Below are 14,319 nucleotides of genomic sequence, written 5' to 3'. Positions count from 1 at the left end.
AACACCGGCTCTCTGGTAGATACAAATCTCTAGCACCTTTAACCTCATCAACGTTTTGATAAATATTATATTTTCATAATACCGCCCTGGGAAGCATTTGTCACTAACTTTGAGTAACGAGCTAACCAGCCGCGTTTAATTTTTGGTTGGAATGGTGTTAAATTTTGACGACGTTCTTGAAGGACCTCTTCCGAAACTTCAAGTTGGATCGTTCTATTCGGTAAATCAATCGTAATTGTATCTCCATTTTGTACTAAGGCAATTGGTCCGCCTTCAGCAGCCTCAGGAGAAATATGACCGATTGAAATTCCACGAGAAGCACCTGAGAAACGTCCGTCAGTAATTAAAGCAACCTTTGTTCCTAAGCCACGTCCTTGAATAGCAGACGTTGGTGCAAGCATTTCTGGCATTCCAGGACCACCTTTAGGACCTTCATAGCGAATGACGACAACATGCCCTTCTCGAACCTCACCGTTATCGATAGCAGTTTGAGCCTCTTCCTGTGATTCAAAAACAATCGCCTCTCCAGAGAATACCTTTATTGATGGGTCTACAGCTCCGACTTTAATAACAGAGCCTTCTGGAGCTATATTACCGAATAATACTGATAAACCACCCACTGGTGAATACGGATTATCCTTAGTACGAATAACTTGATCATTTGAAATATGATAATCCTTTACAAGTTCACCCATTGTAACACCCGCAATAGTTTGACGGTCTGGATGAATTGCACCAGGGATTTTTGTTAATTCATTGATGATGGCACTGACGCCACCTGCCTTTTCAATATCATCCATAGAGATATCTGAAGCAGGCATAATTTTTGCTAAGTAAGGAACACGCTCGGCAACTTTGTTTATATCTTCAATGTTATACTCGATTTCAGCTTCATTTGCAATAGCTAATGTGTGTAACACTGTATTTGTAGATCCACCCATCGCCATATCTAGAGCAAAAGCATCATCAATCGCTTCTTTTGTAATGATATCACGAGGCTTAATATCCTCTTTAACCATACGTACTAAGTGCTGGGCTGCCTCTTTAATTAGTCTGTGACGCTCGTCACTTGTTGCAACGATTGTTCCGTTCCCTGGCAAGGCTACTCCAAGCATTTCCATTAAACAGTTCATCGAATTTGCCGTGAACATTCCTGAACAAGATCCACAAGTAGGGCATGCATTATTTTCAATATCTAATAGCTCTTCTTCAGTCATTTTACCGGATTTAAGCGCGCCTACACCCTCAAATACGCTCGTTAATGAAAGTTGTTTCCCACTAGAGGATGTTCCCGCTTCCATTGGTCCACCTGATACAAACACAGATGGCACATTCGTTCGCACAGCCGCCATTAACATACCTGGTGTAATTTTATCGCAGTTTGGTATGTAAAATACGCCATCAAGCCAGTGTGCATTAATCACTGTTTCTGCGGCATCGGCAATAATTTCACGAGATGGTAATGAATAGCGCATCCCGATATGTCCCATTGCAATTCCATCGTCAACACCAATTGTATTGAACTCGAATGGAATACCGCCTGCTTCGATTATCGCTTCCTTAACAACATCCGCGAATTGGCGTAAATGTACATGTCCTGGAATAATATCAATATAAGAGTTACATACACCAATAAAAGGCTTATCTAAATCTCTTGCTTTTACTTTTCCCGTAGCATATAAAAGACTACGATGAGGAGCACGGTCTACCCCTAGCTTAATCATATCACTTCTCATTTAGAACGCCCCTCAAGTGTAATTTCTATAAATATTTTGTGCCTTCTAATTCTACAATTTCTTGGAATCCAGTTAAAATATTATTTGTAATTGGTCCTGGCTTTCCGTTGCCAATTTCGCGACCATCAACTTTTACAACGGCAATTACTTCTGCGGCAGTGCCGGTTAAAAATACTTCATCTGCAACATACACATCGTGGCGTGTAAATACATCTTCTTTTACTTTATAGCCCTTTTGCTTTGCTACATCCATAATTGCATTACGAGTAATTCCCTCAAGAGCACCGACATAACCGGGTGGCGTTATTAACTGATCACCTTTTATAATAAAAATGTTATCTCCAGAACCTTCTGCTACATAGCCTTGGTCATTTAACATTAATGCCTCAGGTACTCCCGCAAGATTTGCCTCGATTTTTACTAAAATATTATTTAAATAATTAAGAGATTTTGTTTTTGGGCTTAAAACGTCAGAACGGCTTCGTCGACTAGATGCGGTAATAATCTCTACACCTGTTTCATAAAGCTCTTTAGGAAATAGGGCTAACTCTTCAGCGATACAGACGACGCTAGGCGAAGTACAATTTCGTGGGTCTAATCCTAAATTCCCTTTACCACGAGATACAACTAATCGAATATAACCACTACTCAGTTCATTTCTACGTAAAGTTTCTGTAACAATATCGGTCATCTCTTCTAAAGAGTAAGGGATGTCCAACAAAATCGATTTGGCAGATTCATATAAACGAATCAAATGCTCCTTTAAACGAAATACGTTTCCGTTATAAGCACGTATACCTTCAAATACGCCATCACCATATAAGAAACCATGATCATAAACAGATACAACGGCATTCTCTTTTGTTACAAAATCACCATTCAGAAAAATTAGTTGTTCACCCATCAATTTCACTTCTTTCTTTTGTTACATAATTATGTTCGTGTAGTGAAACGAACGTATTAAATTGTTGCTATCATAGTACGAAAATGTAAGGTCCGTCAACACTATTTTTCTAATTATTTTAACAATTTAAAATAATAGATATTTTCGTAAACGCTTTCATAGTTCTTATTGTTGTATTTTCGCTGTTTCGGTTAAATATTTCGAAATTTCAACAAAATTCATTTTTGCGCTATGATACTTTTAAATATAAAAATAACGCTGATTTTAAGGGAAAATTTTACTAAAATATGATGTCATAAAAATGTTATGAGGGTCATGCTGCATCCGAATAAAATTGAATTGTTTATTTTTTGGGTAATAACTTTCGATTGTTTCAGCGCAATAGTCATTCATTTTCCCCCAATGTGGTCTACCATTACATTTTCTCATCAACGATCGTGCCCAATTAAAATAGGCTGTTTCATCCATCCCTTTAAACATATGAAATGCGATAAATGCACTTTCCTCACCTTGCGTTGGACTTAAATAGCCTGATTCACCGGCTGTAGTTCGACATTCAATCGGGAAATGCACTTGAAATTTCTCACTTTTAAACGCATGATGTATTTCTTCCATACAGGATTCAAAATACTTCAAAGGAATTGCATACTCCATTTCGACAAACTTAACATGGCGTGGTGAGGGAAAAATATTGTAGTAAATATCCGTTCTTTCTCCTTGTGATACTAATTTGGAGGAAATTTTACTAACGGTACTGCTCATTGACGGTCGCCATTGGCATAGTTTTGAGGCCATATAAAACAGACCATTTTCAACAACTTGTAGCTTCATACCTTCAATTGATCTTTGAATAGAACTCGCTTTTTGAGAGTCTACATTGTTCATTTTTTTAACTTGAATAGTTTCTGATCCTGGAAAGTAATACCACTCTAAATGTCTATTTGCACGAATATCCCTTTGGAAAGTTAAGAGAGCCGTATTAATATTTTGTGAAGTTGATTCATATTGTAAACTATAAATAGGGATTACCTTTATCGTTACTGTGACTAAAACACCCAGTAGTCCTAATGAAACATGTAAGGCTTCTGAAAGCGGATTGGCTCCCCTGCTATGTTCTATATACTCACCTGTTCCATTTACAAAACCCCACTTCGTAACCATCGATGAAAAAGAGCCAAGCTTAATGCCCGTTCCGTGAGTACCAGTTGAAATAACTCCTGCTAACGATTGAACATTAATATCTCCCATATTTATGAGAGCAAGCCCATACTGCTCTAATAATGGACCTATTTCATATAGATAAGTTCCGGCATAAAATGTCGCTTCCATAGCTTTTAAATCAACCGAAATCAACCCTCGTAAATGATGAAGAGACATTGCCGACATTTCCGGCATCGCTACTGGACTAAAAGAATGAGCAGCACCAGTAATTCGAATCGTTTTTCGCTCTTTAGCATGCTTTTGAACAATCTCCATAACCTCTTCAACCGTTGTAGGAGAATAAAAGCTTGGAAAGGATAAATAATTTTCAGACCAATTCTTCCAGGCTTGACCATCGCGCCAATTTTTCACAGAAAACATTGTCCATCACCTCTATACGTTTTTATAGGTCCTAAATAATCATTGCCTCGAATACTGTGTAACGCTAAAAATCGTTCACAAAGCTCCCCTGCCTTAGCATGTCGAAAATAAATTGAATCCCCTAAAGCTACGTTACCTTGTTTGATTTTAATTGGCGTTTGTACTTCACCAGCTCCTTCTGTTGCCAAATATTCATACTTTTGTTGTTCTAAAAATTGAGGCAAACGGTCCGTATTTGGTGCACCTGAGGCGATATATCCTCCACCGTGACATACCACAATATTCTCACTAAACTTTCTAGTAACCGATAGTGCAAAGCCGGCAGCTGGCTGAAGCTCTAAAGCGTTATACCCATCAAATAAAGCTGGCGCATAGAAGGCTGATCCAACTGTAATTTCCGTCACCTGTTGATTTGCCGTATATTGCATACTTCCAGAACCACCACCGTTAATAATAGCTGGCTGGGCTAACGTCTTTATTAAATTCAATGCTTCCAAACGAAGCTGCTCCAAATGGAAAATTGATTGCTTCTTTAACTCCTTAATAAGCCCATCCTTAATCGTTTCTTTAAGCCACCCTGTGCTCCTTCGACTACTATCTGCTAATCCAGCTATTTGTGCCTCGTAGCCCATTACCCCGTGAACCACTACATTAGGCTGTGCCATTATATGGTGTATCACTTGAGCAATTTTTTCGTAACCATCTAAAGGAGAACGCTTTGTTCCAAAATAAATAAACTTAAAATCTACTGATAGATTTATATCAATACAAACTTGTGCAATGACATCGAGCTGTGAAGCATGGTGTTGTATAAGGTTAACTTGATCGATATGGTCTACCATAAATGTAATATCGTAGCCAGCTTTCGCAAATTGTAACAGCGTCAGGATTGAGGTTTCTTCCATAATTGGATATCCGATCAATAAATGGTCGAAGCCTTGCTCGATTAAATAAATCGTTTCTTCTCCTGTAAATGTCATCAAACCGCTACAATTAGATAACTTATTGTGAAGATAGCGGAGTACTTCAACTGACCGAATTGATTTTGTAGCAAGACGAATTTTTTTGTTCCCGCATGCATTTTGAACGAATGCAATATTCTGATCAAGTGCATCATAATCAAGCCAAGCAAAAGGGCGTGTGATTGCATCAAAGACCGTATTATATTTACTCATAGCCTACCTCCAATCTATTCAACTAATACTTTTGATGATTGTTCGAAACTTTACTAAAGAAAAAGCCTAGCATAAAGCTAGACTTTTTTATGAGAATAATAAAAATTCAAATGCGAAATTTAATAAGATGATTGTATGAAAAATTACAAAGATGATTGCCTGGCGGTTTAATTTTTTCATTAACTCGCTATCCATTCGTCATCACCTCATCTTAAAAAAATTATACAGCAACCTTATTCAATTGACAAAATTATTAGAATATTATTTCGTTGTTTTTTTGCTCTTTTTGTAATTGAAATGCATAATAAAGAAAATGAAGTAAGGGGGAAAAAATTTTGAATACGGCTTTAATTGTAATTGACTACACGGTAGATTTTGTTGCGGATGATGGAAAATTAACTTGCGGTGCTCCCGGTCAGGCAATCGAATTAAAAATTACAAGGTTAATCCAACAGTTTTTACAAGAGGAGCAATTAGTTGTGTTTGCTAATGATATTCATTATGAGGGTGATACATACCACCCGGAGGCAAAACTATTTCCACCACATAATATTGCGGGGACAGTAGGAAGAGAACTATACGGAACAGTAAAGGATGCATATGATAAAAATAAGCAGCACTGTATTTCTCTAAATAAAACACGCTACAGTGCTTTTGCTGGAACGAATTTACATCAACTATTACAAGAACGTAAAATCCACGAAATTCATTTAGTTGGAGTTTGTACGGATATTTGTATATTGCACACAGCTGTGGATGCGTATAACTACGGCTATAAAATAACAATCTACCGTGATGGAGTAGCAAGCTTTAATGAAGCTGGGCATCAATGGGCTCTAGAACATTTCACTAGTACGTTAGGGGTAGATCTAGTTTAGAAAAGATAATGGATGCTACGTTTAATTCCATTGCCTTTAGGAAATAATTCTATAGACGCTATCATTTTTTAATACTAAATAAGGGAGTTGGCAATCATGATTAGCTTCATTTGGTTTCTAATCATCGGTGGTGTACTAGGATGGTTAGCTGGCGTTATTTTAGGAAAAGACGTACCTGGTGGTGTGATAGGTAACATTGTAGCAGGTATTGTCGGTTCTTGGATAGGAAGTTTAGTATTAGGTAATTGGGGCTGGAAAGTTTCGGATTTTTACGTATTTCCAGCGTTAATTGGAGCAATCGTATTGATTCTAATTGTTAGTCTTATTATGAAATCGATGCAAAAAGCCACATAAATTAAAATGATAGCTCAAGGCCAGGGGTTGCATCTAGCAGCCCCTCGTTTTTTATAATTTTGTCGCCACAACAATAGATTCAATATCGTCCTTATACTTTTTATAAAGTTCATAATAATAAAGTATATCCTCTACATACTCCTCGCTATGATTATACTGATACACTGCTTTTTTTATCTCGCCTTGAGACGCTCCAGCAATTGATAAAAAATTGGCTGCTGAATAAATGGCATCCTCAATTTGAAACGGATCAGCTACACCATCCTCATTTGCATCTACACCATAACCACCGTATTTTTTAATAATCGCTGGGTTGGTTTTGTCTGTCTCGCTTATATCCCCTTCTCCAAGTCCTGAACATGTCGGGTGCTTCCATCCAACAAATGTGCAGGGCATAAACTGCATATGTCCCTCTGCCCCAACTGGTGAGATGAGTGTTTTCATGGTTGAAAAACGCGTTTCGATTCGATGGTGTGCAGCAAGTAATGTCCAAGGTACATTATACTTTTCACCAGCTTTTATATATATCGGTATGTATTCAACAGGGATTTCTAAATCAAAATTAGCTTGTATTCGCTGAAGGTCTGTTTCCTCTACCTTATCCTCAAACATTGGTAGCTCCCTTAAACCTTGCCACGCCAAAAATACAAAAAAATAAACTGTAATGGCCACTGGAATTAGTAAAATGATTAAAAATAATTTAACTCTTGGAGAAATATAAGGTTTATTCTCTTTTTTTTTCTTGCCCACTATATCACCGAACCTTCAATTATTTATTCTGAATAGGTCTCATCAACAAAACGTAAGGTTGATTCCCGTTCCGACAGGACGACATTTCAATAGGCTAGCTATAACTTTTTTGTCCTACCTAACTCCGAATGACGAACCTACAAAAGCTATGATCGAAAAAAATAATATCTATTAGTTGAATTGTAATAGAGAAATGACTAGAATAAAAATCTATCATCCATAAGTATACAATAAAGGAGCGTACAATCGTATGTGGAAAGATTTTAAAGAATTTGCGATGCGTGGAAATGTAATGGATCTAGCAGTAGCAGTAGTCATTGGTGCTGCATTTGGTAAGATCGTTTCTTCATTAGTCGAAAATATTATTACACCTTTTATCGGTGTTATTACAGGTGGTATTGACTTTACGAATAAATTTGTTTGGAAATATAAGGAGTCAGAGTTTTTCTTCGGTACATTTATTCAATCAATCATTGATTTTACAATTATTGCTTTTGCTATCTTTATGGCACTTCGTTTACTGAACAAACTGAATCGTAAAAAAGAGCAGGAGGTCGTAGAAGAGCCAGCTCCAGAACTCGATGCAAAGGAAGAACTATTAAGAGAAATTCGTGACCTATTGAAAAAACAATAATTATAATCATCAGACGCTTATTGATTCTAATAGGCGTCTTTATTTTTCTTACTCTCTCGTTTTTGTTAAACAATCACTATAAGTATTGTCGGGAATGATTATACATGTTAAATTGGTTTAATAGTCGATGCATTCAAAATGTTTCGTAAAATCATTGGACAGAGAGAGTGATACTATGATAAACCGTAAAATTGAAACGAAGCTCGTTCAGCTTGGTAACTTAAGTGATCCAAAGACTGGCGCTGTCAATCCACCTATTTATTTATCTACCGCGTATAAACATGAAGGAATTGGTCAATCAACAGGCTATGATTATACACGAACGAAAAATCCTACACGTGAGATTTTAGAAAAAGGAATTGCAGATTTAGAAGGAGGCGATGCTGGCTTTGCTTGTAGCTCCGGCATGGCAGCTATTCAACTCGTGCTTTCTTTATTCAAGCCGAGCGATGAAATCATTGTACCAGAGGATTTATACGGAGGGACGTACCGCTTATTCAAAGTATACTCCGAGCAATATAACATTAACCCAGTATACTCCCCTTTTCTATCAGTAGATGAAGTAAAAACATTAATTAATAGTAATACAAAGGCTTTATTTATCGAAACACCAACTAATCCACTTATGCAAGAAATTGATTTAAAGGCTTATGCTACACTTGCTAAGGAGCACAATTTACTATTAATCGTAGACAACACATTCTACACACCATATTTCCAACGTCCAATCGAGCTTGGAGCAGATATCGTTGTACATAGTGCAACAAAATATATCGGTGGTCATAATGATGTGCTTGCAGGTCTTGTTGTTGCAAAAGGAACTGAGCTATGTGAAAAATTAGCATTTAATCATAACGGCATTGGTTTAGTTCTATCCCCTATGGATTCGTGGCTTATTATTCGCGGATTAAAAACGCTTCATTTACGCTTGAAGCAGCATGATGCGAACGCTAAAAAAGTAGCAGCATTTTTAGAGGCAGAAGAGCTTGTTACAGATGTTTTATATACGGGTAAAGGCGGTATGCTAAGCTTCCGTGTGAAGGATGAGCGTATGGTCAATCCATTCCTACAAAACATGAAATTAATTACTTTTGCTGAAAGTCTTGGCGGTGTGGAAAGCTTTATTACGTACCCTGCAACACAAACGCATGCAGATATGCCCTATGAGGAACGTGTAGCTCGTGGTGTTTGTGATCGCCTCCTTCGCTTTTCTGTCGGAATTGAAGAGGGAGACGATATTATCGCCGATTTACAACAAGTATTTAATGTTCTACGAAAGGAAGGTTAAGCAATGAGCAGAATTGAAACAGCATTAATTCATGGCGCCATTCGAGAAGGCTACGAGGATAAAAAAGGTGCGGTCAATGTTCCAATGTATCTATCATCAACCTTCCATCAGGAGTCAATGGATGAGTTTGGTGAGTATGATTATGCACGCTCTGGCAACCCGACACGAGCTGCACTAGAAAAAGCAATTGCAGAGCTTGAGGGTGGCGATCGCGGCTTTGCATTTGCTACAGGTATGGCTGCAGTTTCAGCGTGCTTTATGCTGCTATCTAAGGGCGACCATATTGTAATAACTGAGGATGTATACGGCGGTACATATCGCTTCGTAACTAAGGTATTACCACGCTTTGGTATTACTCATACTTTTGTAGACTTCACAGATTTAGAGGCAGTTCGAGGGGCTGTTAAAACAGAAACAAAGCTATTATATATGGAAACACCTTCGAATCCAACATTAGGCATTACAGATATTAGAGGTATCGTAAAGATTGCACGTGAAATAAATGCACTAACATTTTTAGATAATACATTTATGACACCTATTCATCAGCGTCCGTTAGCATTAGGTGTTGATATCGTCATACATAGTGCAACGAAATTCTTATCAGGCCATTCTGATATCGTAGCAGGTCTTGTTGTTACGAAGGACCCATCTGTAAGTGAAGCGCTATACTTTATTCAAAATTCATTTGGCTCTGTACTTGGTGTCCAGGACTCATTTACACTCATACAAAATATGAAAACGACAGCGGTACGTTTTAATGAGTCAAGCCGAGTAGCAGGACTAATTGCAGCATTTTTAGATGGGCATTCGTTAGTAGAAAAAGTTTATTACCCAGGCTTAGCAACACATCCTGGATACGAGATTCACTCAGCTCAATCTACTTCTGGTGGAGCTGTTCTCTCCTTTACTTTACCAAGCTATGAAATTGCCAAGGCTTTTGTCGAGGCGATGAAAATTCCTGTTTTTGCAGTTAGCTTAGGCGGTGTAGAGTCAATTTTATCGTACCCGGCAAAAATGAGCCATGCAGCGATGGAGCCTGAGGAACGAGCAAAACGAGGCATCACTGACGGTCTATTACGTTTCTCTGTTGGCTTAGAAAGTGGGGACGATTTAATTGAGGACTTTACACAAGCATTAGAAAAAGCGACAAAAGTAGCGCAAATAAAATAATACTTTAAACTCAATCCATTTAAATAGCTTAGGGGATATTCAGAAAGTTTTTTCTTTCTGAACATCCCCTTTTACATTGTATTAGAATTAAAGTTTTAAATTAATTTTGTTTTTGTTGCTGCAATAAAAGCAACAAATATTGAAACGATTACGACTAAAATTGGTGCATAAAAGATTAAAAAATCTTGCATCATCTAACACTCCTTACACATGTGTTTCTTCTTTACCAGATACATAGTCTTTATTAAACACAAATAGTTTAAATACTAAATATAAAGAAGGCACGAGTAATACTAAACCTACAACAAATGCCACTACGAGTGCAATTGCCATCGCTTCATTCGTAAAGCTATCATGGATTGTTAGGTACGGGTAAAGTAAATATGGGTAGTGCGAAATCCCGTAAGCAAAAAATGCGATCGCAAACTGGACGACTAATAAAATGACGGCTAATCCATATTTTACTTTCGCCCATAGAAGCCAAACTGTCGCTAAAAAGACAATACCGGATAGTCCAAACAACCCGGATAACTCAACCATTTGGGCATAGTGCCAATTCCCAAGCGCCTTTAACTCAATAATAATGCCTAGCGCACTAATGATGAGTGGAATCGCCCAAATAAGTGCGTATTTACGCATCAATTCACTCGCTTTATGATCCCCTGCCTTTTGTGCGTACCAGGTTAAAAAGACCGCTGAGATATACAATACTGCTATAACACTTAATACAACGATAGACCAGGATAACGGACTTGTCAGCAATGCTTTATAGTCCAAAACTGGCTGATCGCCTTGCATCGTCACAAAGCCACCTTCAGAAATCGTTAAGATGACGGAAAATGCAGCTGGAATAAAAAGCCCGGACACCCCATAAGCGAGTGCATAGCCTTTATGTCCACTCATCCCACTATAAGATTCAAAGGCATAGTAACTACCACGAATCGTTAGTAAAATAAGCGCAAGGGAAGCTGGTACTAATAAAATCGTACCATAATAAAAAGCGGTTTGTGGGAAGAAACCGACAATCCCCACAAAGAAAAAGACTAGAAAGACGTTCGTAATTTCCCATACAGGAGATAAATACCGCTTAATAATGTTGGAAAGAATATGGTCATTACCGCGCATTAAGCTATAGGCGTTAAAAAATCCTGCGCCAAAATCAATCGATGCGACAATAACATAACCAAATAAGAAAAGCCAAAGTACCGAAATGCCTAGTATTTCTAATGCCATGAGGAATCACCGCCTTGTCGTGCTGCTAATTCTTTTTCAACCGGGTTGTTTTTAAACATACGCTGCAATACGACGACACTACCGATTGCCAACACAAAGTAAACAATCGCAAAGGCGACAAATAAATATTCTACGCCGGTAGCACTTGTCGCACCGTCCTCCGTCCGCATAATGCCATATAATATCCATGGTTGTCGTCCTAATTCCGCTAACCACCAGCCTGCTTCTATCGCTACAAGTGATAATGGACCACTTAAAACGATCAATACTCGGAACCATCTTGATTCAACCCATTGCCACTTTTTCCACTTCCCTAGTAGATAAACAACGGAAAGGAAAATCATAAGCATACCAATTACTACCATGATATCAAAGAGATAGTGGGTAATAAGTGGTGGATGTTCGCCTTCTGGATATTGATCTAACCCAATCACTTCTGAGTTGAAATCATTACTCGCTAAAAAGCTTAACATTTTAGGAATGCGGATTTCATACTTGATTTCCCCTTCATCTAATACACCAAAGAGGATTAAATCTGCTCCTTCTTCTGTTTCAAAATGCCACTCTGCTGCGGCTAGCTTTTCAGGCTGATATTCAGCTAAATATTTTGCAGAAAAGTCACCAATTAATGCTGAAGCAATCGAGAAAATAACACCTAATTTCATCATCATATATAACGCTTTTTTGTGATACATATGGTCTTCACCACGCAATAGCTTATACGCTGCAATCGCTGCTAAAATAAAGGCGACCGTCATATAGCTTGTTACGAGTACATGCCCAATTTTTGTCGGCATAGCAGGTGTAAACATCGCTAAAATCGGTTGGATATTGATGAGCTCGCCACCGACGATATCAAATCCTTGTGGCGCATTCATAAAGGCATTAACAATCGTTATAAATACAGCTGACATCGATGCCCCTATTGCTACAGGAATAAGTAGTAGCATATGATGTTTAGGATTCTTAAATCGATCCCAAGTATATAAATAAATTCCTAAGAAAATCGCCTCAAAGAAGAATGCGAATGTTTCCATGAATAGCGGTAATGCAATTACCTGCCCTGCTAATTCCATAAACTCTGGCCACAGTAGTGATAACTGTAAGCCGATGACCGTCCCTGTTACGACACCGACTGCGACTGTAATCGTAAAGCCACGTGCCCAACGTCTTGCCATCATCGTATAGTGCATATCATTTTTCTTATAGCCGACATATTGAGCAATTAATATCATTAACGGCACTCCCACACCGAGCGTTGCAAAAATAATATGGAAAGATAATGTTAATTCGGTTAATGCTCTACTCCAAAAGACACTTGCCTCTTCCATGTGGATTCACTCCTAAACGCCAAATATTGTTGAAATTACCGCTACTAAAAACACAGCTGAAATGGTAAAGCTTGTAATCATAAACCCTTTCGATTTTTCCATAACGTATCACCTCTTATAAAATGTCTAACCATGTTTTAATGGCTGTTCCTAATATTAATAGAGCTAAAATCGCTTGCAACGCTTTTGTATTGAGCTTGCCGCCAATTTTTGCGCCAAGTGGAGCCGAAATGATACTTGCTACGATCATGACCGCTGCTGGTCCATAGTCGATTTGCCCTGTCATAATTTTGCCGACTGTTCCACCAATCGATGAAATAAACGTAATCGCTAAGCTTGTTGCAATCGTCATACGTGTTGGAATTTTTAATACGACGAGTAAAATTGGGACTAATAAAAAGCCCCCCGCAGCTCCCACAATCCCCGAGCCAATCCCAACGATAAACGCCAAGGTAGCTGCTAGTGATTTGCTAAATGTAAGTTGATCTAATGGCTTATCATCGATTTGTTTTTTTGGAATAAACATCATCACAGCTGCAATTAATGCCAACACACCGTATACGATATTCACTGCCGCTTCCGATAACATGCTAGAACCAAAGCTACCAATAAAGCTACCAACTAAAATCGCCGTACCCATATAAAGAATAAGTGTTTTGTTTAAATAGCCACTTTTACGATATGCCCATACACCCGCAATCGATGCAAAGAATACTTGAATAGCACTAATCCCAGAAACTTCATGTGCGGTGAAAGCTGCTAACCCAAATAACGGAGGAATATACAGGAGCATCGGGTATTTAATAATGGATCCCCCTACACCAACCATCCCTGATACGAATGATCCAATAAAACCAATTAAAAATATGACGACGATGAATGCAAAATCCATCGTACCACCTTCCTTCTCCTTTATTTACTTTAAGTATAGAGAGTGCGCGGTTGCTAAAGTATAGGGGGAAGCCCCTATAATGCTAGAGAAAAAGGCGGATTTGTGTGTTTAATGAATCAATGAAATGAAGCGACACTTATTAATAGTGAAGATAAAAAATGAATAAAACCAAAACCGCTACTTTGAGGACATATACTTAAAAGATATACCAAAATGTCCCCCTTTCTTGAATCCCAAATTTATGAATATCAGTTTTTTTAATCCCCTACTTTCTAAGCATGTTTTCTTTATCTTGTGTGATAGGTAATCTAGAACTTTTTTTGGAATTCCCCCTACTAATAAGGACAAAGATGTCAAGACTAGTCGCTTATTAGCCCCCTTCAAAAATCC

The 14,319-nt window shown here is 38.1% G+C and carries 14 protein-coding genes; 5 read left to right on the top strand and 9 right to left on the bottom strand.

All coding sequences use genetic code 11. The annotated features are described in order from the left end of the window. Positions 1–65: 65 nt before the first annotated feature. The 4 genes from ilvD to V4T18_RS00865 form a co-directional block, all read right to left on the bottom strand. Positions 66–1,736, bottom strand: a complete 1,671-nt coding sequence (ilvD, locus tag V4T18_RS00880; RefSeq protein WP_332645502.1) for a dihydroxy-acid dehydratase — start codon at positions 1,734–1,736, stop codon at positions 66–68. Positions 1,737–1,761: 25 nt separating this feature from the next. Further along, positions 1,762–2,640: a branched-chain-amino-acid transaminase gene (ilvE, locus tag V4T18_RS00875; RefSeq protein WP_332645500.1), complete on the bottom strand. Its 879-nt coding sequence runs from the start codon at positions 2,638–2,640 to the stop codon at positions 1,762–1,764. Positions 2,641–2,904: 264 nt separating this feature from the next. Continuing rightward, the gene (locus tag V4T18_RS00870; RefSeq protein WP_332645498.1) at positions 2,905–4,221 is read right to left on the bottom strand and encodes a D-arabinono-1,4-lactone oxidase; all 1,317 of its coding nucleotides are present in this window, start codon (positions 4,219–4,221) and stop codon (positions 2,905–2,907) included. Then, complete coding sequence (locus V4T18_RS00865) at positions 4,209–5,396, bottom strand: alanine racemase (RefSeq protein ID WP_332645496.1); 1,188 nt, start codon at positions 5,394–5,396, stop codon at positions 4,209–4,211. Before V4T18_RS00865 ends, V4T18_RS00870 begins: the two co-directional genes overlap by 13 nt. Before the next feature lie 335 nt (positions 5,397–5,731). Here V4T18_RS00865 and V4T18_RS00860 point away from each other — a divergent pair, with 335 nt between their 5' ends. Both V4T18_RS00860 and V4T18_RS00855 read left to right on the top strand, forming a co-directional pair. Then, a complete protein-coding gene (locus V4T18_RS00860; RefSeq protein WP_332645493.1) occupies positions 5,732–6,274 on the top strand; it encodes a cysteine hydrolase family protein in 543 nt (180 codons plus the stop codon). Positions 6,275–6,370: 96 nt separating this feature from the next. Further along, on the top strand, positions 6,371–6,628 hold the full coding sequence (locus V4T18_RS00855; RefSeq protein ID WP_332645491.1) for a GlsB/YeaQ/YmgE family stress response membrane protein: 258 nt from the start codon (positions 6,371–6,373) through the stop codon (positions 6,626–6,628). A 51-nt stretch (positions 6,629–6,679) separates the two neighbouring features. Here the strand turns inward: V4T18_RS00855 and V4T18_RS00850 are convergent, their stop codons facing one another. After that, a complete protein-coding gene (locus V4T18_RS00850) occupies positions 6,680–7,378 on the bottom strand; it encodes a lytic transglycosylase domain-containing protein (RefSeq protein WP_332645488.1) in 699 nt (232 codons plus the stop codon). A 250-nt stretch (positions 7,379–7,628) separates the two neighbouring features. Here V4T18_RS00850 and mscL point away from each other — a divergent pair, with 250 nt between their 5' ends. From mscL to V4T18_RS00835, 3 genes are all read left to right on the top strand, one after another. Then, positions 7,629–8,012, top strand: a complete 384-nt coding sequence (gene mscL / locus V4T18_RS00845) for a large conductance mechanosensitive channel protein MscL (protein WP_332645486.1) — start codon at positions 7,629–7,631, stop codon at positions 8,010–8,012. A 175-nt stretch (positions 8,013–8,187) separates the two neighbouring features. Next, the gene (locus V4T18_RS00840) at positions 8,188–9,300 is read left to right on the top strand and encodes a methionine biosynthesis PLP-dependent protein (RefSeq protein WP_332645483.1); all 1,113 of its coding nucleotides are present in this window, start codon (positions 8,188–8,190) and stop codon (positions 9,298–9,300) included. Between the two features lie 3 nt (positions 9,301–9,303). Continuing rightward, on the top strand, positions 9,304–10,473 hold the full coding sequence (locus V4T18_RS00835; protein WP_332645481.1) for an aminotransferase class I/II-fold pyridoxal phosphate-dependent enzyme: 1,170 nt from the start codon (positions 9,304–9,306) through the stop codon (positions 10,471–10,473). Positions 10,474–10,568: 95 nt separating this feature from the next. Here V4T18_RS00835 and cydS read toward each other — a convergent pair whose 3' ends face one another. The 4 genes from cydS to V4T18_RS00820 form a co-directional block, all read right to left on the bottom strand. Beyond that, positions 10,569–10,664 carry a cytochrome bd oxidase small subunit CydS gene (gene cydS / locus V4T18_RS18320; protein ID WP_442916882.1) on the bottom strand — a complete coding sequence of 32 codons (96 nt, stop codon included), beginning with the start codon at positions 10,662–10,664 and terminating at the stop codon, positions 10,569–10,571. Between the two features lie 13 nt (positions 10,665–10,677). Next, on the bottom strand, positions 10,678–11,706 hold the full coding sequence (locus V4T18_RS00830) for a cytochrome d ubiquinol oxidase subunit II (protein WP_332645480.1): 1,029 nt from the start codon (positions 11,704–11,706) through the stop codon (positions 10,678–10,680). Then, positions 11,697–13,037 carry a cytochrome ubiquinol oxidase subunit I gene (locus tag V4T18_RS00825; protein WP_332645478.1) on the bottom strand — a complete coding sequence of 447 codons (1,341 nt, stop codon included), beginning with the start codon at positions 13,035–13,037 and terminating at the stop codon, positions 11,697–11,699. The genes V4T18_RS00830 and V4T18_RS00825 overlap by 10 nt, the downstream gene beginning before the upstream one ends. Before the next feature lie 115 nt (positions 13,038–13,152). Next, on the bottom strand, positions 13,153–13,929 hold the full coding sequence (locus V4T18_RS00820; RefSeq protein ID WP_332645475.1) for a sulfite exporter TauE/SafE family protein: 777 nt from the start codon (positions 13,927–13,929) through the stop codon (positions 13,153–13,155). Positions 13,930–14,319 lie beyond the last annotated feature (390 nt).

Origin of the sequence: Lysinibacillus sp. 54212 (assembly GCF_036662795.1) — a bacterium.
GTDB lineage: Bacteria > Bacillota > Bacilli > Bacillales_A > Planococcaceae > Lysinibacillus_B.
Note: the sequence above shows the minus strand (reverse complement) of the source record. Positions and strands in the feature narration are given on the sequence as shown.